This window comes from Streptomyces sp. NPDC048417 (genome assembly GCF_040651615.1).
Lineage (GTDB): Bacteria > Actinomycetota > Actinomycetes > Streptomycetales > Streptomycetaceae > Streptomyces.
Map to the genome: position 1 here is coordinate 417,677 of NZ_JBEZKI010000003.1, position 22,184 is coordinate 439,860.

The 22,184-nt window shown below is 71.1% G+C and carries 22 protein-coding genes; 13 read left to right on the top strand and 9 right to left on the bottom strand.

Annotation, left to right across the window (positions count from 1 at the left end):
• Positions 1 to 29 precede the first annotated feature (29 nt).
• The 4 genes from AB0D59_RS06855 to AB0D59_RS06870 all read right to left on the bottom strand — a co-directional run bounded on the left by AB0D59_RS06855 (position 30) and on the right by AB0D59_RS06870 (position 3,860).
• Positions 30 to 1,565 carry an ABC transporter permease gene (locus AB0D59_RS06855; RefSeq protein ID WP_362561647.1) on the bottom strand — a complete coding sequence of 512 codons (1,536 nt, stop codon included), beginning with the start codon at positions 1,563 to 1,565 and terminating at the stop codon, positions 30 to 32.
• Complete coding sequence (locus AB0D59_RS06860; protein WP_362561649.1) at positions 1,562 to 2,425, bottom strand: ABC transporter ATP-binding protein; 864 nt, start codon at positions 2,423 to 2,425, stop codon at positions 1,562 to 1,564. The genes AB0D59_RS06855 and AB0D59_RS06860 overlap by 4 nt, the downstream gene beginning before the upstream one ends.
• Positions 2,426 to 2,511: 86 nt before the next feature.
• A complete protein-coding gene (locus AB0D59_RS06865; RefSeq protein ID WP_362561650.1) occupies positions 2,512 to 3,321 on the bottom strand; it encodes a zf-HC2 domain-containing protein in 810 nt (269 codons plus the stop codon).
• Entirely contained in the window at positions 3,318 to 3,860 is a 543-nt protein-coding gene (locus AB0D59_RS06870) for an RNA polymerase sigma factor (protein ID WP_351708875.1), read from the bottom strand. The genes AB0D59_RS06865 and AB0D59_RS06870 overlap by 4 nt, the downstream gene beginning before the upstream one ends.
• A 135-nt stretch (positions 3,861 to 3,995) precedes the next feature.
• Here AB0D59_RS06870 and AB0D59_RS06875 point away from each other — a divergent pair, with 135 nt between their 5' ends.
• The 9 genes from AB0D59_RS06875 (at position 3,996) to AB0D59_RS06915 (ending at position 12,457) form a co-directional block, all read left to right on the top strand.
• Positions 3,996 to 4,403 (top strand): GntR family transcriptional regulator, encoded by a 408-nt coding sequence (locus AB0D59_RS06875; RefSeq protein WP_362561652.1) that lies wholly within the window; start codon positions 3,996 to 3,998, stop codon positions 4,401 to 4,403.
• A complete protein-coding gene (locus AB0D59_RS06880) occupies positions 4,400 to 5,278 on the top strand; it encodes an ABC transporter ATP-binding protein (protein ID WP_362561655.1) in 879 nt (292 codons plus the stop codon). Before AB0D59_RS06875 ends, AB0D59_RS06880 begins: the two co-directional genes overlap by 4 nt.
• Complete coding sequence (locus AB0D59_RS06885; protein ID WP_362561657.1) at positions 5,275 to 6,183, top strand: ABC transporter permease; 909 nt, start codon at positions 5,275 to 5,277, stop codon at positions 6,181 to 6,183. The genes AB0D59_RS06880 and AB0D59_RS06885 overlap by 4 nt, the downstream gene beginning before the upstream one ends.
• Complete coding sequence (locus AB0D59_RS06890) at positions 6,183 to 6,968, top strand: hypothetical protein (protein ID WP_362561659.1); 786 nt, start codon at positions 6,183 to 6,185, stop codon at positions 6,966 to 6,968. Before AB0D59_RS06885 ends, AB0D59_RS06890 begins: the two co-directional genes overlap by 1 nt.
• A 196-nt stretch (positions 6,969 to 7,164) precedes the next feature.
• Positions 7,165 to 9,522 carry an RNA degradosome polyphosphate kinase gene (locus AB0D59_RS06895; RefSeq protein WP_362561662.1) on the top strand — a complete coding sequence of 786 codons (2,358 nt, stop codon included), beginning with the start codon at positions 7,165 to 7,167 and terminating at the stop codon, positions 9,520 to 9,522.
• Complete coding sequence (locus AB0D59_RS06900; RefSeq protein WP_362561665.1) at positions 9,503 to 10,525, top strand: CHAD domain-containing protein; 1,023 nt, start codon at positions 9,503 to 9,505, stop codon at positions 10,523 to 10,525. The genes AB0D59_RS06895 and AB0D59_RS06900 overlap by 20 nt, the downstream gene beginning before the upstream one ends.
• Positions 10,522 to 10,938, top strand: coding sequence for an NUDIX hydrolase (locus AB0D59_RS06905; RefSeq protein ID WP_362561668.1), 417 nt, complete (start codon positions 10,522 to 10,524; stop codon positions 10,936 to 10,938). The genes AB0D59_RS06900 and AB0D59_RS06905 overlap by 4 nt, the downstream gene beginning before the upstream one ends.
• A gap of 392 nt (positions 10,939 to 11,330) precedes the next feature.
• Positions 11,331 to 12,185: a hypothetical protein gene (locus tag AB0D59_RS06910; protein ID WP_362561670.1), complete on the top strand. Its 855-nt coding sequence runs from the start codon at positions 11,331 to 11,333 to the stop codon at positions 12,183 to 12,185.
• 104 nt (positions 12,186 to 12,289) lie between these two features.
• Positions 12,290 to 12,457, top strand: a complete 168-nt coding sequence (locus AB0D59_RS06915) for a hypothetical protein (protein WP_362561673.1) — start codon at positions 12,290 to 12,292, stop codon at positions 12,455 to 12,457.
• Positions 12,458 to 12,557: 100 nt separating this feature from the next.
• Here AB0D59_RS06915 and AB0D59_RS06920 read toward each other — a convergent pair whose 3' ends face one another.
• Positions 12,558 to 12,896 (bottom strand): metal-sensitive transcriptional regulator, encoded by a 339-nt coding sequence (locus AB0D59_RS06920; protein ID WP_362561676.1) that lies wholly within the window; start codon positions 12,894 to 12,896, stop codon positions 12,558 to 12,560.
• A 197-nt stretch (positions 12,897 to 13,093) separates the two neighbouring features.
• Between AB0D59_RS06920 and AB0D59_RS06925 the strand changes: the two genes are divergently transcribed.
• From AB0D59_RS06925 to AB0D59_RS06935, 3 genes are all read left to right on the top strand, one after another.
• Positions 13,094 to 13,714 (top strand): DUF47 family protein, encoded by a 621-nt coding sequence (locus tag AB0D59_RS06925; RefSeq protein ID WP_351747099.1) that lies wholly within the window; start codon positions 13,094 to 13,096, stop codon positions 13,712 to 13,714.
• 7 nt (positions 13,715 to 13,721) lie between these two features.
• Complete coding sequence (locus tag AB0D59_RS06930; protein ID WP_351708840.1) at positions 13,722 to 14,720, top strand: inorganic phosphate transporter; 999 nt, start codon at positions 13,722 to 13,724, stop codon at positions 14,718 to 14,720.
• Between the two features lie 144 nt (positions 14,721 to 14,864).
• A complete protein-coding gene (locus AB0D59_RS06935; protein WP_362561679.1) occupies positions 14,865 to 15,764 on the top strand; it encodes a hypothetical protein in 900 nt (299 codons plus the stop codon).
• 140 nt (positions 15,765 to 15,904) lie between these two features.
• Here the strand turns inward: AB0D59_RS06935 and pstB are convergent, their stop codons facing one another.
• From pstB to pstS, 4 genes are all read right to left on the bottom strand, one after another.
• Positions 15,905 to 16,681, bottom strand: a complete 777-nt coding sequence (pstB, locus tag AB0D59_RS06940) for a phosphate ABC transporter ATP-binding protein PstB (RefSeq protein ID WP_362561681.1) — start codon at positions 16,679 to 16,681, stop codon at positions 15,905 to 15,907.
• 67 nt (positions 16,682 to 16,748) lie between these two features.
• Positions 16,749 to 17,804 carry a phosphate ABC transporter permease PstA gene (pstA, locus tag AB0D59_RS06945; protein WP_351747106.1) on the bottom strand — a complete coding sequence of 352 codons (1,056 nt, stop codon included), beginning with the start codon at positions 17,802 to 17,804 and terminating at the stop codon, positions 16,749 to 16,751.
• Positions 17,801 to 18,808 (bottom strand): phosphate ABC transporter permease subunit PstC, encoded by a 1,008-nt coding sequence (pstC, locus tag AB0D59_RS06950; RefSeq protein WP_362561683.1) that lies wholly within the window; start codon positions 18,806 to 18,808, stop codon positions 17,801 to 17,803. The genes pstA and pstC overlap by 4 nt, the downstream gene beginning before the upstream one ends.
• A 143-nt stretch (positions 18,809 to 18,951) precedes the next feature.
• Positions 18,952 to 20,082: a phosphate ABC transporter substrate-binding protein PstS gene (gene pstS, locus AB0D59_RS06955; RefSeq protein ID WP_362561685.1), complete on the bottom strand. Its 1,131-nt coding sequence runs from the start codon at positions 20,080 to 20,082 to the stop codon at positions 18,952 to 18,954.
• Between the two features lie 365 nt (positions 20,083 to 20,447).
• Between pstS and AB0D59_RS06960 the strand changes: the two genes are divergently transcribed.
• A complete protein-coding gene (locus AB0D59_RS06960) occupies positions 20,448 to 22,010 on the top strand; it encodes an FAD-dependent oxidoreductase (RefSeq protein WP_362561687.1) in 1,563 nt (520 codons plus the stop codon).
• Positions 22,011 to 22,184 lie beyond the last annotated feature (174 nt).

A 22,184-nucleotide genomic window follows, 5' to 3' on the forward strand; every position in this document is an offset into this window, starting at 1 on the left:
GGCAGGCAGCCGGGGGAGGAGGACCCGAGTCAGCCCTTCCCGCAGTCGTCCGCCCCCGTCGGGGCCGTCACGCCGAGCAGGTGGGCCGCCTTCGTCGCCGTCGTGGCCGGTGAGGTCAGTTCCGTCCAGTGGTCCTTCACCCGGGCCGCGATCGTGTCGTGCGGTTCGCGGAGCAGTTCGCGTACGACCTGGGTCTCCTGGGCCGAGACGCTCATGCTACCGCCGTCCGAGGTGAGGACCGCCGCCGGGCCGGAGAGGCTGTCGTCGATGCGGAGGTGGCGGAAGGTGTCCGTCGGGGTGGGGTCGGTGGCGAGGGCCAGCCACATCGTCGTGACCGCCCGGGCGTCGCACATCTCGAAGGACGCCTGCTCGCTGCCCGCCACCAGGACCCTGGCGACCCCGACCGCGAACTCGGGGACCCGGTTGCCGCCCCACTGGGTGCCGACCGTCACCGTGCCCCGGGTCGAACTGGACGGCAGGGTGGCGTCCGTGGTCAGGTCGGTGATCGCCTCGATGCGCTGGCGGATGGTGAGACGGGTCGTCGCCGCATCGCCGCCCGCCTCCGACCGCACCCGGTGCACCACTCCCGCCCAGTCGGCCGTCCAGCCCTTCCAGTCGGGGTAGGCGCAGTACCGGGAGCCGTCGCGTTCGACGCACACCTGGAACTTTTGCGGGCTGTCCGCCTCCGCCTTGCGCGTGGCCCGCAACGCGGCGGACTCGCCCGGGGTCTGCCCGGCCGCGCCGGCCACCGTGGCGGCCAGGGCCAGGACCGTCACCGCCTTGAGCGCACGCGTCCGGCCGCCCGCCACCAGCACCGCGACGCCCGCCGCCAGCACCGTCAGACCGGTCAGGTACAGCGCGTGCCAGCCCGCCGGGCGGCCCAGCAGTTCGCCCGGGACGGGGGTGCCGCCGTTCTCCAGCACCGTCGGCCAGAGCCACTGCACGCCGTGCACGCCCCCCGTGATCCCGCCGACGAGGCTGACCACGACCGCCAGGGCGACCACGAACAGCAGCGGGACCGCCGGGTACGGCAGGACACGGGCCAGCAGGATCCCGACCGCCCCGGAGAGCAGCACCGTCAAGGGTGCGACGGCCAGTTCGGCGAGCGAGCCGTGACCGACCGCGCCCGGCCGCAGCGCCGCCCAGCTGAACTGGACGCCCACCACCAGGGCCACCCCCGCGGCGAACGGCACCACCGACAGGGCGTGCGCCAGCGTGCGCCGCGGCACCGACATGACCAGCACCGAGAACTGCTCCTCCAGCCCGCGCCGCCGGTTCAGCAGCACCGCCCGGTTCACGCACACCAGCAGGGCGATGCAGAGCAGCACCGGGCCGCCCTGGGTGGCCCGGTCGGCGTCGTGCAGGACCGGGTAGGCGTCCATGCCCTCGTCCCGGCCGAACAACTCGTAGCCGGTGTAGCCGAGATAGAGCAGGGAGAAGACCAGCATCGGTATCTGCAAGGCCAGTTGGCGGGCCTCGAAGAGCGCCAGGGCCAGCACCGACGCACTGCGGCGGCTGTTCTCGGGCACCACCGGCACCTGCGGCCTCACGAGTGTCGTCGTCATGCCGCCGCCACCTCCGTGGTCTCGTCGTCGAGGACGAGCAGGTAGCCGTCCTCCAGGGTCGGTTCGAGCAGGTCGGCGCCGACCGGCGGGTCGCCGACGTTGCGGAAGGTGCCGGTGCCGGTGCGCCAGCCCGCCCGGGCGCCCGGGGCGCGTTCGGTACTGCTCCACACCCGGCCCGCCGCCCGTGCCGTCAGCTCGGCGGGGGCGCCGTCGAAGCGGACCCGGCCGCCCGCCAGGACGATCACGTGATGGCAGAGCATCGCCACGTCCTCGGTCTGGTGGGTGGAGAGCAGCACCGTGCGGCCCTCCCCCGCCTCCGCGATCAACTCCCGGAACCGCATGCGCTGTTCGGGGTCCAGGTGGACGGTCGGCTCGTCAAGGACCAGGAAGCCGGGGTCCCCGACGAGGGCCGCCGCCAGGGCGACCCGCTGGCGCATCCCGCCGGACAGCCGCTTGATGCGCCGGCCGCGTACGTCCGCGAGCCCGACCTGGTCCAGGACGCGCCGCACCTCGCGGTGGCGTTCGGGCCGGCCGGTCAGCTCCTTGAGCACGGCGACGTAGTCGACGAACTCGAAGGCCGTGAAGTCCGGGTGGAATCCGGGGGTCTGGGGCAGGTAGCCGAGCGAGCGGCGGACGGCCAGGCGGCCCGCCTGCGCCGACGGGTCCTCACCGCGGACGGTGAAGCCGCCGCTGTCGGGCGGTACGGCCGTGGCCAGGACCTTCAGCAGGGTGGTCTTCCCGGCGCCGTTCGGGCCCAGCAGGCCCGTCACGCCGTCCGTCAGACGCAGGGAGACACCGTCCAGGGCCCGGATACCGCCGTAGCGCACGGTGAGGCCTGCGGCGGAGACAGTGGTGTTCACGTAGGGGCTCCAGCGATCAGGTTCAGCAGGTCGGAAAGGCAGAAGGACAGAAGGACAGAAGGGCAGAGGGACGGAGGGGCAGAGGGTCAGTAGGGCTTGGCGTCGAAGCGGTCGCGCGCCTGGTGCAGCAGGAAGGTCGCCAGCGCGGCCAGTGCCGCGGCCACCGACTGTCCCGCCGCCGTGAACGCGACCGGCGTGTCCGCGGGGTGCAGCGCGGCCACCGCCATCAGCAGCGTCCAGGCGCCGCCGACCAGACCGGGGCCGAGCAGCGGGCCCAGCCGGGCGGAGAGCGCGAGACCGGCCGCGGTGAGCGCGAGGGCGGGCAGCAGCCAGCCGAAGGCGAGCAGCCCGTAGCCCGGGAGGGCCAGCGCGGCAAGGCAGTTGAGACCGAGGGAGGCGGTCAGCGCGGCGACCGTGCGGATCATCAGCAGCCGGAAGCCGTGCGTCGGGGCGACCGCGGCGATCTCGTGGGCGGGGTCGAGGGCCGGTCCGTACGACAGCGCCACCGCGCCCAGCGGGAGCAGCGGGGCCAGCGCCAGGAACAGGGCCGGGGCGTCCACCTCGTGCACCACCAGTACCGTCGCCGCCAGCACGAACGCGACCGACGCCAGCCAGGAGCGGCTCAGCACCGGGGTCGCGGTGAGCAGCCGTGCGGTGTGCTCGGCGACACCGAGGCGGGTCAGCAGCCGTTCGCCCAACCCCGGCCGGGGCGCGTCCAGTTCGGCGTCCAGGCGGTCCCAGCCGGCGTCCAGCGCGACCGGGTCGGACACCGCCGCGAGCGCCTCCCGGCAGAGTGCGCAGGAGCCGACGTGGGCGTCGGCCGACCACAGCAGCGGCGCCGCCAACTCGCCGCGCGCGTAGGCCCGTAGATCCTCTTCGGCAACATGCCAGGTCATGCCAACTCCTCCCGCAACTGCTTGCGGGCCCGCATCGCCCGTGTCTTGACCGTCCCCGGCGGGATGCCGAGCAGGACCGCGGCCTCCCGGGTGGTCAGTCCGTCGATCACCGTCGCCTGGAGCACCGCCCGCAGCTCCGGCGAGAGCCGGACCAGGGCCCCGGCGAGGTCCCCGTGCTCCACCCCCGCGAGCACGCGTTCCTCCGCCGAGGCCTCGTCCCGGTGCCGCAGCCGTGCCAGCGCCTGCCGCAGCCGGCCCCGGGCGCCGTCGCCGCGCAGCGCGTCGACCAGCCGCCGCGACCCGATCCGCCACAGCCAGCCGGCGGCGTCACCCTCCTCGTGGTAGCGGGCGGTCCCCCGCCACACCGCGAGGAACGTCTCCTGCACGACGTCGTCGACCACCGCGGGATCCGCGCACCGGCCGCGCAGCCGCGCGGTCAGCCACGGCGCGTACCGCCGGTACAGCTCCTCGAAGGCGCGCCGGTCGGAGTCCGCCGCGATCGCCCGCAGCAGTTCCCCGTCGCTTCTCGTTCCGCTCACGTCTCCTCATCGCACGAGCCCGGCCGATCGGTTCACGGATTCCGGGGCTCGTTCCGGAAAGCTTCCGGGATTGACTTTCGGCCCACCCTTGCACCACCCTTTCACTACTCAATTAGTGAAAGGGTGGTTGTACGGGTGGTCGAGTACCGCATCGACCGGCGCTCCGGCGTCGCCACCTACGTCCAGATCGTCCACCAGACCAAGCAGGCCCTGCGGCTGGGCCATCTGCGGCCGGGGGACAAGCTGCCCACCGCCCGCGAGGTGGTCGAGGCCACCGCCATCAACCCCAACACCGTGCTCAAGGCCTACCGGGAGCTGGAGCGGGAGGGCCTGGTGGAGGCCCGGCGCGGCCTCGGCACGTTCGTGAAACGCGCCCTGGGCACCGCCTCGGCCGAGTCCCCCCTGCACGGGGAGCTGGACGACTGGGCCCTCCGGGCCCGTGAGTCCGGCCTGGACCGGGACGACGTGGCCGCACTCTTCACCGCCGTCATCGAGAAGCACTTCGCCGTACGCGAAAAGCACCTGCAAGGAGAGAGTTCATGACCGACACCGCGATAGCGGCGTCCGCGCTCGGCAAGCGCTTCGGCCGGCGCGGGGGCTGGGCGCTGCGCGAGTGCAGCTTCCGGCTGCCCGCCGGCCGGGTGTGTGCCGTGGTGGGCCCCAACGGGGCGGGCAAGTCCACGCTCCTCGCCCTCGCCGCCGGCCTGCTGGGCCCGACCGAGGGCGAGCTGACCGTCCTCGGTACCACCCCGGCCGAGGCGCGCGGCCGGGTCGGTTACGTCGCCCAGGACAAGCCGCTGTACCCGCAGCTCACGGTCGCCGAGACGCTCCGGATGGGCGCCGACCTCAACCCGGAACGCTGGGACACGGCCGCCGCCGAGCACGTCGTGGCCGCCGGCGCTCTGGACCCGAAGTCCCGTATCCGTTCGCTCTCCGGCGGCCAGCGCACCCGTGTCGCACTCGCCCTGGCGCTCGGCAAGCGGCCCGAACTGCTGCTCCTGGACGAGCCGATGGCCGACCTCGACCCGCTGGCCCGGCACGAGCTGATGGCCCTGCTGATGGTGGAGGCCGCCCAGCACGGCACCACCATCGCGATGTCCTCGCACGTGGTCGCCGAACTGGAGGACTCCTGCGACCACCTGCTGCTGATCGGCGGCGGCCGGGTCCGGCTGGCCGGCGAGATCGACGACCTGCTCGCCGCCCACACCCGGGTCGGCGCCACCGCCGACGCCGACCTCACCCCGCACACCGTCGTGGACTCCCGGACCACCGGCCGGCAGCTCAGCGCCCTGATCCGCCCGGCGGGCCCGCTGCCCGCCGACTGGCGCACCGGCGCCCCCTCCCTGGAGGAGCTGGTCCTCGCCCATCTTCGCAACCCCGAAGCCCCGGTCCTGACCGCCGCGGAGGCCGCCGTATGACCACCATCGCCATGACCGCACCGACCGCACCGGGCCGACCGCGCCTCACCCGCTGGCTGCTGCGCCTGCACCGCCCCGCGCTGTACGTCTGGGCGGCCCTCGTCCTCGTGACCGCCGCCCTGCTCCTGCTCCTGTACGGCCCGCTGACCGACGCGGCGGCCGACGCCTGGCGCCAGTACAACGGCTGCTCGGACTGGCCGAAGTGTTCGTACGACCAGAACGCGATCCTGCGCTACAAGGACTGGTACACCTACGCCACCCTGGCCGTGGCCGCGCTGCCCCTCCTCGCGGCCGGCTGGGCGGGCGGCGCGTTCGGCAAGGAGCTGGAGTCCGGCACCGCCCGGCTGGCCTGGACCCAGTCCAGCACCCCGGTGCGCTGGCTGACCGTCCGGCTCGCGATACCGGCCGCCGCCGTCGCCGCCGGAACCGCGCTGCTGGTCTGGCTGCACCACCTGGCCTGGGCCGCGGGCAACGGCCGTGTCGACACCGCCAAGCAGTGGTACGACGTCTGGACCTTCCACACCAACGGCCCCACCCTCGTCGCCCTGGCCCTGTGCGGCCTCGCGGCGGGCGCGCTGGCGGGCCTGCTGTCCCGCCGCACCCTGCCCGCCCTCGGCCTCGGCCTGCTCCTCACCGGCGCGATCTGGGTCGCCGCCCAGCTGCTCATGCCCCGCCTGTGGCCGACGAAGACCAGCACCGGAAAGGCCTTCTTCGCCCTCCCCAACAGCTCCTGGACGGTGCGGGAGGGCAAGAACGCCGGAGTCCCCTACGGCGACTACCACCCCGCCTCGCACTACTGGCCGCTCCAGCTGACCACCACCGCCCTGCTCCTCGCCGTGACGGCCCTGCTGACCCTGGGCTGCTTCCTGGCGCTGCGCCGCCTGACCGGAAAGACCACCGCCTGATGACCGCCCTGCCCGCCGCCCCCGCCCCCGCGCCCGCGGCCGTCCACCGCTCCCTGCGCCGGCTGCACCGCCCGGCCCTGTTCGTCTGGACCGCGTTCGGGCTGCTCGTGACGGGCTGGCTGCTCTGGCTGCACCTTTCCGAGGTGCCCGCCGAGCGGGCCTGCCTGGGCTTTCACTACTCCGCCGACGGCAACCTCCCCACCTGCACCTACTCGGTGTTCACGGACGCCAACAACCTCTTCAACTTCCTCGGCGAGGTCCTCAGCTACTCCGGTGTCGTCGTCGCCGCCTGGGCGGGCGCCGCGCTGATCGGCCGGGAGCTGGAGTCCGGGACCGCCAAGCTGGCCTGGACCCAGTCGGTCTCCCCGACCCGCTGGCTGACCGGGAAGCTGATCGCCGCCGCCGTACCGCTGCTCGCCGGGGGCGGACTGCTGGCGCTGGCCTATGGCTGGGTGTGGACCTCGGACCGGGGCGCCCTGGTCACCAACTGGACCTGGGACCGTGTCTTCATCCCGCGCGGCCCGCTGCTGCCGGCCCTGCTGCTGCTCGGCCTCGCCGTCGGCGCGCTCGCCGGGATTGCCCTGCGCCGCACCCTGCCCGCGCTGGCCGTGGCCGCCGCCGTGACCCTGGTGGTCAGGCTGTATCTGCGCGCGGCGTGGAAGCCGCTGCGCGGCCCCCTGCACGGCTTCTGGGCCCTCCACCTCACGGCCACCGCCATGGTGCTCGCCCTTGCCGCGGCCGCCGCCGTCGGCGCGTTCTCCCTCTTGCGCCACCGGACCCGTTGAGGAACCGTCGGATCCGTGCGTCCCTCCGTCGGCGGAAGGGCGTACGGGATCCGTGGGAAGGTCGTACAGGAACGTCGCTTTCGTGATCCCGAAAGGCACCACGGCCTGATCTTCGACGTCCGCGAGCCTCCCGCAGCTATCCCATACGCCATGTCTTCGTAACCATTGGTTCAGGCTGGCTTGCGACGCTCAGCGAATGAAGCCCGCCGTGCCAGAGCCTTCGCCGCCCCGTCAGGGGTTCGCGGGAAACGGGGTCGCTCAGCTCCCACCCGCCCGTTCCGACGCGCCCGTGACGCCCCGGGCGCGGAAGAATGGGGTCATGAGTCAGCAGAACGCCCAGGCGGCCGAGGTCCAGCACGCACAGCCCTCCGTGGGCTCCATCGCCGCGCACCGCCCGCACACCGTGGCCGCCGCGGTCTCCGACCTCGAACCCGACATCGATGCCGACCTCGACGCCTACGAGGAGTCACCGTACGACGGGCCGCAACTGCCCCAGGGACGCTTCCTCGACCGGGAGCGCAGCTGGCTCGCGTTCAACGAGCGGGTGCTCGAACTCGCCGAGGACCCGAACACGCCACTGCTGGAGCGGGCCAACTTCCTGGCGATCTTCGCGAGCAACCTGGACGAGTTCTTCATGGTCCGGGTGGCAGGGCTGAAGCGCCGTATCGCCACCGGCGTGGCCACCCGGTCCGCCTCCGGCCTCCAGCCCCGCGAGGTACTGGAGATGATCTGGGCCCGCTCCCGTGAGCTGATGGCCCGGCACGCCGCCTGCTACCACGAGGACATCGCCCCCGCGCTCGCGGAGGAGGGCATCCACCTGGTCCGCTGGGCCGAGCTGACCGAGAAGGAGCAGGCGCGGCTCTTCACGCTCTTCCGGCACCAGATCTTCCCGGTCCTGACCCCGCTGGCGGTCGACCCGGCGCACCCCTTCCCGTACATCTCCGGCCTCTCCCTGAACCTGGCCGTGGTCGTACGCAACCCGGTGAGCGGACACAAGCACTTCGCCCGGGTCAAGGTGCCGCCGTCGCTGTCCCGCTTCCTGGAGAGCAGCCCGGGCCGGTACGTCCCCATCGAGGACGTCATCGGCGCCCACCTGGAGGAGCTGTTCCCGGGCATGGAGGTCGTGGAGCACCACGCCTTCCGCCTCACCCGGAACGAGGACCTGGAGGTCGAGGAGGACGACGCCGAGAACCTGCTCCAGGCCCTGGAGAAGGAGCTCATGCGGCGCCGGTTCGGCCCGCCGGTGCGCCTGGAGGTCGAGGAGTCCATCGACCGCGAGGTCCTGGACCTGCTGGTCCGCGAGCTGAAGGTCTCCGAGGCCGAGGTCTATCCGCTGCCCGGCCCGCTCGACCTGACCGGCCTGTTCCGTATCTCCGGCCTGGACCGGCCGGAGCTGAAGTACCGCAAGTTCATCGCGGGCACCCACCGTGACCTCGCCGAGGTCGAGTCGGCGTCCGCGCCCGACATCTTCGCGGCCCTGCGCGAGCGGGACGTCCTGCTGCACCACCCGTACGACAGCTTCTCCACCTCCGTGCAGGCCTTCATCGAGCAGGCCGCCGAGGACCCGGACGTCCTCGCCATCAAGCAGACCCTGTACCGGACCTCCGGCGACTCCCCGATCGTCAACGCGCTCATCGACGCCGCCGAGGCCGGCAAACAGGTCCTCGTCCTGGTCGAGATCAAGGCCCGCTTCGACGAACACGCCAACATCAAGTGGGCCAAGCGCCTGGAAGAGGCCGGCTGCCACGTCGTCTACGGCCTGGTCGGCCTGAAGACGCACTGCAAGCTGTCCCTGGTGGTCCGCCAGGAGGGCGAGACGCTCCGCCGCTACTGCCACGTGGGCACCGGCAACTACCACCCGAAGACGGCACGGCTCTACGAGGACCTCGGCCTGCTCACCGCCGACACCCAGGTCGGCGCGGACCTGTCCGACCTGTTCAACCGGCTCTCCGGCTACTCACGCCGGGAGACCTACCGCCGCCTGCTGGTGGCACCCAAGTCGCTGCGCGACGGACTGATCGCGCGGATCAACAAGGAAGTACAGCACCACCGGGCCGGCCGTCCCGCGTTCATCCGCATCAAGGTCAACTCGATGGTCGACGAGGCGATCATCGACGCCCTGTACCGCGCGTCCATGGCGGGCGTACCGGTCGACATCTGGGTCCGCGGCATCTGCGCGATCCGGCCGGGCGTCACGGGCCTGTCGGAGAACGTCCGGGTCCGCTCGATCCTCGGCCGCTTCCTGGAACACTCCCGGGTCTTCGCCTTCGGCAACGGCGGCGAACCCGAGGTGTGGATAGGCAGCGCCGACATGATGCACCGCAACCTCGACCGCCGGATAGAGGCCCTGGTCCGGGTCACCGACCCGGCCCACCGGGCCGCGCTCACCCGGCTGTTCGAAACCGGTATGTCCGACTCCACCTCCTCCTGGCACCTGGGTGCGGACGGCGAGTGGACCCGGCACGCGACCGACGCGGACGGACAGCCCCTGCGCAACATCCAGGAGATGCTCATAGACGCCCGGAGGCGCCGGCGTGGCACAGCAACACCTTGAACCGACGGACCCGACGGCCCGGGTGGTGACCGGGGACGCCCTCGCGGGCTACCTGCGCACCCAGGCCACGGAGTTCCTCCGCGCGCTGCGCCTGCACCGGGAGACCGGGACGGCGAGCGCGGCGGAGGAGTCCGTCGACGCGGCCCGCGCGCTGCGCCGCTCAGCCCGGCGCATCAGCGGCAGCCTGCACACCTTCCGCCCCCTCCTTGAGGCAGACTGGTCGGAAGAGATCCGCCCCGAACTGGCCTGGCTGTCGGGCACGTTGGGACTTGAGCACGCCTACGAGGCAAGACTGGAGCGCCTGTTGCTGGCCCTCCACCGGCTCTCCGGCTCGACGACCCTGCCGAGCCAGGCCACTTCGGAGACCCCGGTCGAACGCGGCAACCTCACCGTCGGCGCGGCCAAGGCCGGCGCCCTGCTGGACCGCCAGCTCACCCTCGCCCGCACCAGGGCCCACTCCACGGCCCTCCAGGCGCTCGGCTCCTCCCGCTTCCACGCGGTCGCCGACAAGGTCGCGGTACTGGCCAGCGAGGTCCCGCTCACCCCCGCGGCGCCCTCGGCCGACCTGCGCCCCCTGGCCGCGGCGGCCGAGGAACGCCTCACCGACGCCATCGCGGCCCTCCCCCTGGTCACCGCCGGCCACCCCTACAACGCGGAGGCCCTGGTCCACGGCCTGTCCCCGGACCCGGCCCCACACCCCCAGGACGGCCCCTGGCACCAGGTCCGCCTCCTCCTGCGCCTGCACCGCTACGCCCGTGAGGTGCTGTGCGGCCAGGGCGCGCCCGTGGACGTACGGCTGTTCTCGGCGGGCCAGGCCCTGAACCGGCACCGCGACGCCTCCGAAGCGGCGGCGGCCGCGGCGGCCGCCGCCCGCACCCCGCGTATCGCCCCGGCGACCGCCTACGCCCTCGGCGTCCTCCACGCCGACCAGCGGCACGAGGTGGAGGCGGCCCGGTTCGCGTTCCAGCAGGCGTGGCAGAAACAGCGGCTGGAGGCGGTGTGAACGACACCCCGGTCCTGGCGGCCGGCTGCGTCCTGTGGCGCCGCTCACCGGTGGACGGGGACCTGGAGGTCTGCCTCGTCCACCGCCCCAAGTACGACGACTGGTCCCACCCGAAGGGCAAGCTCAAGCACGGCGAGGACGCGATCACGGGCGCCCTGCGCGAGGTCGCGGAGGAGACCGGCTACACAGCGCACGTCGGCAGCGAACTCTCCACGGCCTTCTACTACGCCAACGACCGCCCCAAGCAAGTCCGTTACTGGGCGGGAGAAGCAGGAGAGGGCCACTTCACCCCGAACCACGAGGTGGACAGAATCCTCTGGCTCCGCCCACCACAGGCCCGACAGCGCCTGACCCAGCCAAGAGACGCCGAACTGGTGGACGAACTACTGGCCTCGCTGCACAACTCCCCCTAGGGCAAGAAACCTAGGGGCGCGGGGCCGTATTCGATATGCGGCTGTTGCCGCGCGGGCGCGACCAGCCCCCCGTCGGCCCGCGGCCGACGCGCCACCTCAGCCACCTACAGCCACATGCCCGGCCCCATCCGTACGCGCGAGGCTTCGAGCCCTGCGCGCCGGGCCCCGCCACCCGCACGTGCACCGGGAGTAGCAGAACGGCCCGTGCTCGATCAGGGTCGTATCGTGCTCCTGGGCCCCGACGCCCCGCCCGCAAGCGTTCTTTTCCGCCACCCCGACAACGTTACCCACACTCGGTAAACGGCCGGTATGCGTGACGGCCCCACCCACCCCTCGTTAAGCGGAACGACAGGGGGCCCGTGACGGACGTACCGGCTGGGGGTAGGCAGGCGATGGATCGGCGGCAGCACAGGCGCGCTGGAAAGACGGCCGTCACCGTAGGGCTCATGGTCGGCCTCGGCGCATGCGCCACCGCCTGCGGCGGTGCCACCGCCGAAGGCGCGGGTGGCGACCCCGGCGACACCACGGTCGCCGTCCTGAAGCGTGCGGCGGACACCCTGCGCGCCGCCGCCACCTCCAGGGCGACGACGTCGATGGAGATGGCGACCGGCGGCACCCGGGTCACCATCCGCGGCAAGGGCCGCTACGACTTCCGCGACCAGCTCGGCGAACTCACGGTCGTACTCCCGCAGGACCCCGCCGGCACCCCCGAGCACCGCCCGATCACCGAACTCCTCGCGCCGGGCGCGCTGTTCATGAAGAACAGGGGCGCCGGGGTACCCGCCGACAAATGGGTCCGCGTGGAGACCGCGAGCCTCTCCGACGGCAACCTGGTCACCGGCGGCGCGACCGACCCGTTCGCCGCGGCCGAGCTGCTCCTCGGCACCCGCACCGCGGCCTACCTGGGCAAGACCGAGGTCGCCGGGGTCGAGGTCCGGCACTACCGGGGCACCGCCGACCTCGCGGCCGCCGCCCGCGCCGCGTCCGCCGGCAACCGGCCGGCCCTCGCCGCCGCAGCGAAGGGGTTCGCCACGGCCGAGGTTCCGTTCGACGCGTACCTCGACGACCAGGGCCGGATCCGCAAGCTGCGGCAGCGGTTCAGTTTCGTCAACGACAGCAGCCAGGGCACGGTCGCGGTCGCCTCGACGACCCTGCTGTACGACTTCGGCACTCCGGTGGACGTAAAGTTGCCGCGTTCCCGGGACATCTACGCGGGCCGGATCGCCGAAAACCAGCCAGCGCACTAGTCCGGGACCGGCTCCGTACAACCTGTGAACTAGCCCGTCCGTGCCATGCGCGTTGTGTAGACCGCTCCCTACTCTAGGAAGTCGGTGACGGCAGAGAAGAGGTGATGCACGTGGCTCCGGTCGGCGGTACGGCAGTTCAGGACCACGTGGCCCTCGCCGAGATCGAGCTGTGCGGAGAGCTGATCATCGCGGCGTCGGCCGCCGAGGAACGGCTCAGCCTGGAGAGCATCGACGAGGTGCTGCGCGTGGCCGAGGAGCGCGAGGACGACTGACTTCGGCCAAGTGCAGGTCAGGCCCGCAGGTCCGGTCCGCGGGTTCAGGTCCGCCGGTTCAGGTACGCCGGTTCGGGTCCGCGGGTTCAGGTACGCCGGTTCAGGTACGCAGCAGCCGGGCGATGGCCTGGGTGGCCTCTTCCACCTTCGCGTCGATCTCCGCACCACCCTTGACGGCGGCGTCGGCGACGCAGTGCCGCAGGTGTTCCTCCAGCAGTTGCAGGGCGAAGGACTGCAGGGCCTTGGTGGAGGCGGAGACCTGGGTGAGTATGTCGATGCAGTAGGTGTCCTCGTCGACCATCCGCTGCAGCCCGCGGATCTGGCCCTCGATCCGGCGCAGCCGTTTGAGGTGTTCGCCCTTCTGCTTGTGGTAGCCGTGCGTGGTCGCCGGAGCCCCGCTCCCGGAGGGTGCCGTGGCGCCGGCCTCGGTGGTCGTCATCGCGTCCTCCGCATCGTCGAGACATATACCCCTAGTGGGTATATGGTAACGAACTTTGCTGGGTATAGGGCCCTCGGGACGCCCCCGTACTGATCACCACGCCCGATGGGCGACACTGGTGGGCGGCCCGATAGCCGTGGCCGGATGATGCGCCTAGCATCAGCCTGACCGAAACCCATGCATACCGAGGACCCCAAGTGCGCTTTCGTCTGACCCCCAGGGAGACGAGCTTCTACGACATGTTCGCCGCGTCCGCGGACAACATCGTCACGGGCTCGAAACTCCTGATGGAACTGCTCGGGGCGGACCCGTCCGCCCGGGCCGAGATCGCAGAGCGTATGCGGGCAGCGGAACACGCGGGTGACGACGCCACGCACGCGATCTTCCACCAGCTGAACTCCTCCTTCATCACGCCCTTCGACCGCGAGGACATCTACAACCTCGCCTCGTCCCTCGACGACATCATGGACTTCATGGAGGAGGCCGTCGACCTGGTCGTCCTCTACAACGTGGAGGAGCTGCCGAAGGGCGTCGAGCAGCAGATCGAGGTGCTGGCGCGCGCCGCCGACCTGACGGCCGAGGCGATGCCCAACCTGCGCACGATGGAGAACCTCACCGAGTACTGGATCGAGGTCAACCGGCTGGAGAACCAGGCCGACCAGATCCACCGCAAACTCCTCGCGCACCTCTTCAACGGCAAGTACGAGGCGATCGAGGTGCTGAAGCTCAAGCAGATCGTGGACGTCCTGGAAGAGGCGGCGGACGCGTTCGAGCACGTGGCGAACACGGTGGAGACCATCGCCGTCAAGGAGTCCTGAGGCGTCGATGGACACCTTCGCGCTCGTCGTGACCATTCTGGTCGCGCTCTTCTTCACGTACACGAACGGCTTCCACGACTCGGCGAACGCGATCGCGACGTCCGTGTCGACGCGGGCGCTCACCCCGCGGGCGGCTCTCGCCATGGCCGCGGTGATGAACATGGCCGGCGCGTTCTTCGGCACCGGGGTCGCCAAGACCGTCAGCGAGGGCCTGATCGAGACGCCCGAGGGCTCCAGGGGCATGGGCATCCTGTTCGCGGCGCTGGTCGGCGCGATCGTCTGGAACCTCGTCACCTGGTACTTCGGTCTGCCCTCGTCCTCCTCCCACGCCCTGTTCGGCGGCCTGGTGGGCGCGGCCCTGGCGGGCGGCACGGAGGTCCTCTGGAACGGCGTCGTCGACAAGGTCATCATCCCGATGTTCCTGTCGCCGGTGGTCGGCCTGGTCCTCGGCTACCTGGTCATGACGGCCATCATGTGGATCTTCCGCCGCGCCAACCCGCACAAGGCCAAGCGCGGCTTCCGTATCGCCCAGACCGTCTCCGCGGCCGGCATGGCCCTCGGCCACGGCCTCCAGGACGCCCAGAAGACGATGGGCGTCGTCGTCATGGCACTGGTGATTTCCGGCCATGAGACGTACGGCGACCCGATCCCGGCCTGGGTCAAGATCGCCTGCGCCGTGATGCTCTCCCTCGGCACCTACGCCGGCGGCTGGCGCATCATGCGCACACTGGGCCGCAAGATCATCGAGCTGGACCCCCCGCAGGGCTTCGCGGCCGAGGCGACGGGGGCCTCGATCATGTTCACCACGGCGTACCTCTTCAAGGCGCCGGTCTCCACGACCCACGTCATCACCTCGGCCATCATGGGCGTCGGCGCGACGAAGCGCGTGAACGCGGTCCGCTGGGGCGTGGCCAAGAACATCGTCCTGGGCTGGTTCATCACGATGCCGGCGGCGGCACTGGTGGCGGCGGCGGCGTTCGGCCTGGTGGACCTGGCTTTCCTCTAGCAGCCGCGCCCGCCACCCCCGCCTTCACCCTCCATCCTCGCCTTTCGGTGTGATCATGACTGGCGGGAGGTCGTACGCCCGGTGCGGCTCCGGAACGGGACCAGTGAGGCTTCGGTGGGTCTGAGGGCAGGGACGATTCATGTCATGGCCGGCAACGGCCTCGGGGACTTCGTGGCCTCGGCGATGGCGCGGCGGCCGGGCGCGGCGGAGCGGGTGTCGACCGTCGTGCTCGTCGGCGACGAGGGCCGGGCCGTGCGCGAGCCGGCCGGCGGCGAGGAGGGTGTCGTACGCCTCACCCCCGCTCTGCTCGGCGCGCTCCCGCAGGACCTGGCCTGGGTCCGGGCGGCGTACGCGGCGCCCGTCGAGCTGGTGCTGGTGGATCACGAGCTGCCGACCGCGGCCGTCCTCGACGTGCTGGCCGCGCTCCGGCGGGAGCTCGGCGACCCGGTTGTCGAGGTGGTGTCCGTCGGCGGGCCGTTCCGGTGTTCCTGCGGGTCGGCGGTGCGGTTGCTGCCGCCCGGCCCCGCCGGGGACGCCGTGCAGGCGCTGCTCGCGCCGCTGGAGGACTTCACCGTCTGTCTGGTGGGGTCCGGGTCGGCCGGGGACTACTGGGCGTTCGTGTCCGGGCTGACCTCGGCCGAGGGGACGCGGGTCGAGGAGGACGTCGCGCGGGAGTTCGGCACGTGTGTCGTGCACGACTGCTCGGACGCTCTGGCGCTGGTCTGCGCGGGGGCGCTGGGCTTCGAGGGGAACGTGGCGACCTTTCCGGACGGGGAGATCGCGCCGGTGGACCGGAGTGCGGCCTCGGTGGTCCGGTTCGTCGCGGCGGACGAGCCGCTCGCCCTGGTGCCGCACGCCTGCGTCGACAGGCCTGCGCCTGGGCGGCCGCACCCGGGCGGAACCGGCGGCCGCCCGGACGCGGTGACCTGGCGGCGGCTGGCGCAGACCATGGGGCTGACCGGCCCGCGGGCGGTCCAACAGGCTGTGGACGAGCTGCTGGGGCCGGGAGCGGAACCGGTCGTCTTCCCCGTCCACAGGGTGTGAACACCGCCCCGCCGCCGGACATGCGGACGGGCCCGCCCCCGGGAGCCAGGGGCGGGCCCTTTTGCATCCTCGCGGTGGCACCGCCATGCAACACCGCGAGGGGTCGGTTCCGGCCTGGCCGAAGGGCCTGGCCGAAGGGTCTAGCCGAAGCGGCCGGAGATGTAGTCCTCGGTCGCCTGGACCGACGGGTTGGAGAAGATGCGCTCCGTGTCGTCGATCTCGATCAGCCGGCCGGGCTGGCCGACGGCGGCCAGGTTGAAGAAGGCGGTGCGGTCGGAGACACGCGCGGCCTGCTGCATGTTGTGCGTCACGATGACGATCGTGAAGCGCTCCTTGAGCTCACCGATCAGGTCCTCGATGGCGAGGGTGGAGATCGGGTCGAGGGCGGAGCAGGGCTCGTCCATGAGCAGCACCTTCGGCTCGACCGCGATCGCGCGGGCGATGCACAGACGCTGCTGCTGACCACCGGAGAGGCCGGAGCCCGGCCTGTTCAGGCGGTCCTTGACCTCGTTCCAGAGGTTCGCACCCTTGAGCGACTTCTCGACGATGTCGTTGAGCTGGCTCTTCTTGTAGTTGCCGTTCAGCTTCAGACCCGCGGCCACGTTGTCGAAGATCGACATCGTGGGGAAGGGGTTCGGACGCTGGAACACCATGCCGATCTCGCGGCGCACCGACACCGGGTCGATGCCGGCGCCGTAGAGGTTCTCGTCGTCGAGGAGGACCTTGCCCTCGACGCGGCCGCCGGGGGTGACCTCGTGCATGCGGTTGAGCGTGCGCAGGAACGTCGACTTGCCGCAGCCGGAGGGGCCGATGAACGCCGTGACGGTGCGCGGCTCTATGTTCATCGAGATGTCTTCGATGGCCTTGTGGGAGCCGTAGTAGGCGGTGAGCCCGCTTACGTCGATTCGCTTGGACATTACTTCTTCACTTCCAGAGTCCGGGGGTCGCGGTAGGCCCCACGCGGCGGTAGCCGCACATCAATGCTTAGCGACCGGTCTTCGGGGCCTTCCAGCGGGCGATGCCGCGGGCCACCAGGTTCAGGATCATCACAAAGGCGATCAGCGTGAGCGACGCCGCCCAGGCACGGTCGTACGCGGCGTTGGCACCCGCGCTGTTCGCGTACTGCTGGTAGATGAACAGCGGCAGCGACGACTGTGCACCCTCGAAGGGGTTGTTGTTGATGAACGGGTTGCCGAACACCAGCAGCAGGACCGGGGCGGTCTCACCCGCGATACGGGCGATGGCCAGCATGACACCGGTGGTGATACCGCCGATGGAGGTCGGCAGGACCACCTTCAGGATCGTGCGCCACTTCGGCACGCCCAGGGCCAGTGAGGCCTCGCGCAGCTCGTTGGGGACGAGCTTGAGCATCTCCTCGGTGGAGCGGACCACGACCGGCATCATCAGGATGGCCAGGGCCAGGGATCCGGCGAAACCGAAGGGCTCCATGTCGAAGATCAGCATGAGGCTGAGGATGAACAGACCCGCGACGATCGACGGGATGCCCGTCATCACGTCCACGAAGAAGGTGACCGCCTTGGCGAGCCGGCCGCGGCCGTACTCGACGAGGTAGATCGCGGTGAGGATGCCGATCGGGGCACCGATCAGGGTGGCGAGGCCGACCTGCTCCAACGAGCCGATGATCGCGGCGTAGGCACCGCCGCCGGCCTCGGAGTCGGCGACCACACCCATGGAGTGGCTGAGGAAGTAGAAGTCCAGGACCTTCACACCGCGCGAGATGGTCACCCAGATCAGGGAGACCAGCGGGATCACGGCGACGATGAAGGCGACCCACACCAGCGAGGTCGCGACCCGGTCCTTCGCCTGGCGGCGGCCCTCGACCCGGGCGGCGATGCCGTAGGTGCCGAAGACGTAGAGGAGGGCGGCGATCAGGCCCCACTGGATCTTGCTGTCCAGGCCGCCGACGAGGCCGATGACCACGCCGAGGACGATGGACCCGCCGACGATGGCGTAGGGGGACCACTTGGGGAGGGTGGCGCCTTGCAGGGTGCTGGGGCGCTTGACTGCTGCGGTGCTCATGCGTTGGCCCCCGAGTACTCCGCGCGGCGCTGGATGATGATGCGGGCCGCGCCGTTGACCAGCAGGGTGATGACGAACAGGACCAGACCGGACGCGATCAGCGCGTCACGGCCGTCCGCGGTCGCCTCGCTGAACTTGCTGGCGATGTTCTGGGCGAAGGTGCCGCCGCCCGGGTTGAGCAGGCTGGCGTGGATGTCGAAGTCCGGGGAGAGCACGGTGGCGACGGCCATCGTCTCGCCGAGCGCACGGCCGAGGCCGAGCATCGAGGCGGAGATCACGCCGGAGCGGCCGAAGGGCAGCACCGACATGCGGATGACCTCCCAGCGCGTGGCGCCGAGAGCGAGTGCCGCTTCCTCGTGCATCTGCGGGACCTGGCGGAAGACCTCGCGGCTCACGTTGGTGATGATCGGCAGGATCATGATCGCGAGCAGGACGCCGACGGTCAGCATCGAGCGGGGGGCACCGCCGTCCCAGGAGAAGATCCCGGTCCAGCCGAAGTACTTGTCGAGCCAGCCGAACAGGCCGGTCATGTGCGGTACCAGGACCAGCGCGCCCCACAGGCCGTACACGATGGACGGCACCGCGGCGAGCAGGTCGATCACGAAGCCGATGGTGCCGCCGAGCCTGCGCGGCGAGTAGTGCGTGATGAACAGCGCGATCGCGACGGCGATCGGGACGGCGATGGCCATGGCGATGATCGAGGAGACGACCGTGCCGAAGGCCAGGACCGCGATGCCGAAGGTCGGCGGGACGAGGTTGGTGTTCCACTCGAAAGTGGTGAGGAAGTTGCCGTGGTCGCGGCTGATCGCGAGGGCGGCACGGTAGGTGAGGAAGACCGCGATCGCGGCCATGATCACCAGCAGCAGGATGCCGGATCCGCGGGAGAGACCGAGGAAGACCCGGTCACCTGCCCGGGTGGCACCGCGGGCGTTGCGCTTCTGCTCGGCCGTGCCGGGCTGTGGGGTGGGGGGAGATGCGTCTGTCGTCTGCGTGGATATGTCCATCGGGTTCTCCGGTCTGCGGAGCCGTCCTGAGGGGCGGCTCGGAGGAGCCGCACACCCCGGCTTGTGGGCGTACGGCTCCGGGCGGCGGTGCACCGGACGGTGCGGCCGGGCTCCTCACGGAACTCGGCCGCACTCGCGGATCTTTAGCTCAGGCCCTCGATGGTGGTGCGGACCTTGGCGATGATCTCGTCGGGAACGGGGGCGTAGTCGATCGTGGAGAGGACCTTCTGGCCGTCCTCGGAGGCGATGTAGCGCAGGAACGCCTTGGTCGCCGGGAGGGTGTCGGCCTTGTTGCCCTTGTCGCAGACGATCTCGTACGTGACCAGGGTCATCGGGTACGCACCCTCGGCCTTGGTCTTGTAGTCCAGCTGCAGCGCCAGGTCCTTGCCGGTGCCGACGACCTTGGCGGCCGCGATGTCGGCGGTGGCGGACTCGGTGGACGGGGCGACCGGCTTGCTGGCACCCGTGTCGATGGAGACGGCCTTGACGCCGTCCGCGACGTAGGAGAGCTCGAAGTAGCCGATGGCGCCGGAGGTCTGCTTGACCTGCTGGGCGACACCCGCGGACTGCGGAGCGGACTGGCCGCCCTTGGCCTGCCAGGCCTTACCGCCGGAGTACTTCCAGTTGTCCGGGGTGGCGGCGATCAGGTACTTGGTGAAGTTGTCCGTCGTACCCGACTCGTCCGAGCGGTGGAACGCCTGGATCTTGAGGTCGGGGAGCTTCGCGTCGGGGTTCAGCTTCTTGATCGCGGCGTCGTTCCACTTGGTGATCTTGCTGTCGAAGATCTTGGCGATCGTCGGCGCGTCCAGGACCAGGTTGTCGACACCCGGGACGTTGTAACCGAGGGCGATCGGGCCGCCGACCATCGGGAGGTCGATGCCCTGGCCGCCGGAGCAGACCTTCTTGGAGGCGGTGACCTCTTCCGGCTTCAGCGCGGAGTCGGAACCGGCGAAGGCGACCTGGCCCTGCGTGAAGGCGGTCACACCGGCGCCGGAGCCGGAGCCCTTGTAGTTGATCTGCACACCGCAGGCCTGGGAGAAGGCCTTCACCCAGGCGTCGATCGCGTTCTTCTGCGCGGAGGAGCCGTCGGCGAGCAGCTGGCCCTTGGCGTCGTCGCACTTGATGGAGCTGGCGTTCGCGGAGGCCGAGGAGGTGCTCGAACCGCTGCCGCCACCGTTGTCGTCCGAGCCGCACGCCGTCAGGGCCAGGGCGCCGGAGACAGCGACAGCACCGAGAGACAGGGCGCGCAGCCGGTTCTTGCGCTGAAGCTTCACTTTCGGGGGTTCCTTCCAGAGGCGCCACCTTCGGCGGCGTGCGAAGTAGTAGCGATGAGGTGAGGGCCTCCTGACTGGGCATTTAGGACCGCTCACCGCATCGGGTACGGCCGAAATTAGGCAGAACAGGTGAAGCCACCGATGGCCATAGGTAAACGGAGGGTGAACCCCTGCCGTCGACCCGGTTAGGTCACGGAACGCTCACAGTGAGGGCACACCCCGGTTCCGACCGCCGGGTTACGCGAACATTTATTCGCCGTTCGCCATCACAGCCGTTACGGCGTCACAGCGTTCGTTACACCGCACGGGAACCCGTGTGCGACGGACGCCGTCTCGTCCCACGAAAGCCGACGAAAGGCACGGGCATGGAACGGCGTACCTTCATATCGGGCGGGGCGGCCGCCCTCACGGCGACCGCACTGACGGGGTGCAGCTCCGGCGGCGCCTCCGCGTCCCACACCACCGGCGCGCCACTCGCGTCCACATCCTCTCGTACGGCGCTGAAGACCACCAGCGCAGCGGCCGCGGCCAACTGGACCGCCCTGGCCCACGCCCTGGACGGCACCCTGGTCCGCCCCGGCGACGGCGGCTGGACCACGGCCCACCAGCTCTACAACACCCGCTTCGACGGACTGAAGCCGTCCGCGGTGGCGTACGTGGCCCACGCGGACGACATCCGCACCACACTGTCGTACGCCCAGGCCCACGGGCTGAAGATCGCGATCCGCAACGGCGGCCACTCCTACGCGGGCTACTCCTCGGGCGACGGCCGCCTGATCCTCGACGTCTCCAAGCTCAACCGCATCCGGGTCAGCGGCGGCACGGCGGTCGTCGGCGCCGGCTCCAAGCTGATCGACGTCTACCGCGGCCTCGCGGCCAAGGGCGTGACCATCCCGGCGGGCTCCTGCCCCACCGTGGGTGTTTCCGGCCTGGTGCTCGGCGGCGGCCACGGGGTCGCGTCCCGCGCGTACGGCCTGACCTGCGACAGCCTCACCCAGGCGACGCTGATCACGGCGGACGGCACGCAGGTGGTCGCCAACGCGACCACCAACAAGGACCTCTTCTGGGCGCTGCGCGGGGCCGGCAACGGCAACTTCGGCGTCGTGACCGAGCTCCAGTTCAGGACCCACCCCACCCCGCAGGCCGTGACCGCGTACCTGACCTGGCCCTGGGCGAAGGCGGCGCAGGTCTTCAGGGCCTGGCAGGAGTGGGGCCCCTCCCAGCCGGACGAGATCTGGTCCTCCCTCCACCTGGAGGGCTCCGGCGGCACGCCCCGCATCGCGGTGGCCTGCTTCTCGATGGGCACCTACGGCGAACTCCAGAACGCGGTGGACGCCCTCGCCCACCAGGCAGGCGCCAACGCCTCCTCCGTCTCGCTGCGCCGCCACGGCTACGAGGAGGCGATGGAGATCTACGCCGGCTGCTCCTCCTTCTCCACCCAGGCCCAGTGCCACCTGCCCGGCTCCACGCCGGGCCGCTCCACGGCGGGCAAGCTGGGCCGCGAGACCTACGCGGCCCGCTCCGACTTCTTCGACCGCTCGCTCTCGGCGGCCGGCATCCAGACGGCCCTGAAGCAGATCGGCGCGGTGCGCGGCGGCGCCGGCAGCATCACCTTCACGGCGCTCGGCGGTGCGGTGAACCGGGTCTCCCCGACGGCGACGGCGTTCGTGCACCGGCGCTCGCGGATGCTGGCGCAGTACATAGTGTCGTGGGGAGCGGGCGGCTCCGGCGGTACGGGCCAGACGTGGCTGAACGGGGCGCACACGGCGATGAAGCCGTACGCCTCCGGCGCGGCCTACCAGAACTACACGGACCCGACGCTGGCCGGCTGGAAGAAGGCGTACTACGGGGATGCGGCGACGCGTCTGGGCAAGGTGAAGTCGCAGTACGACCCGAAGCGGTTCTTCTCCTACGCGCAGGGGTTGTGAGAGCACTTCGGCTGCGGGCGCGCGGGGGCTGATCGCGCCCACGCGGCGGAGCCGCAAATCAAATAGAGCCCCGCGCCCCTTACGGGGCGCTGCCCAGCCGCGTCCTACTCAGCTGCGGGCAATCGTGCCTCCCCCAGTGCCTCAAGGGCCTGGGAGGTGCCCCCAGGCACTGGG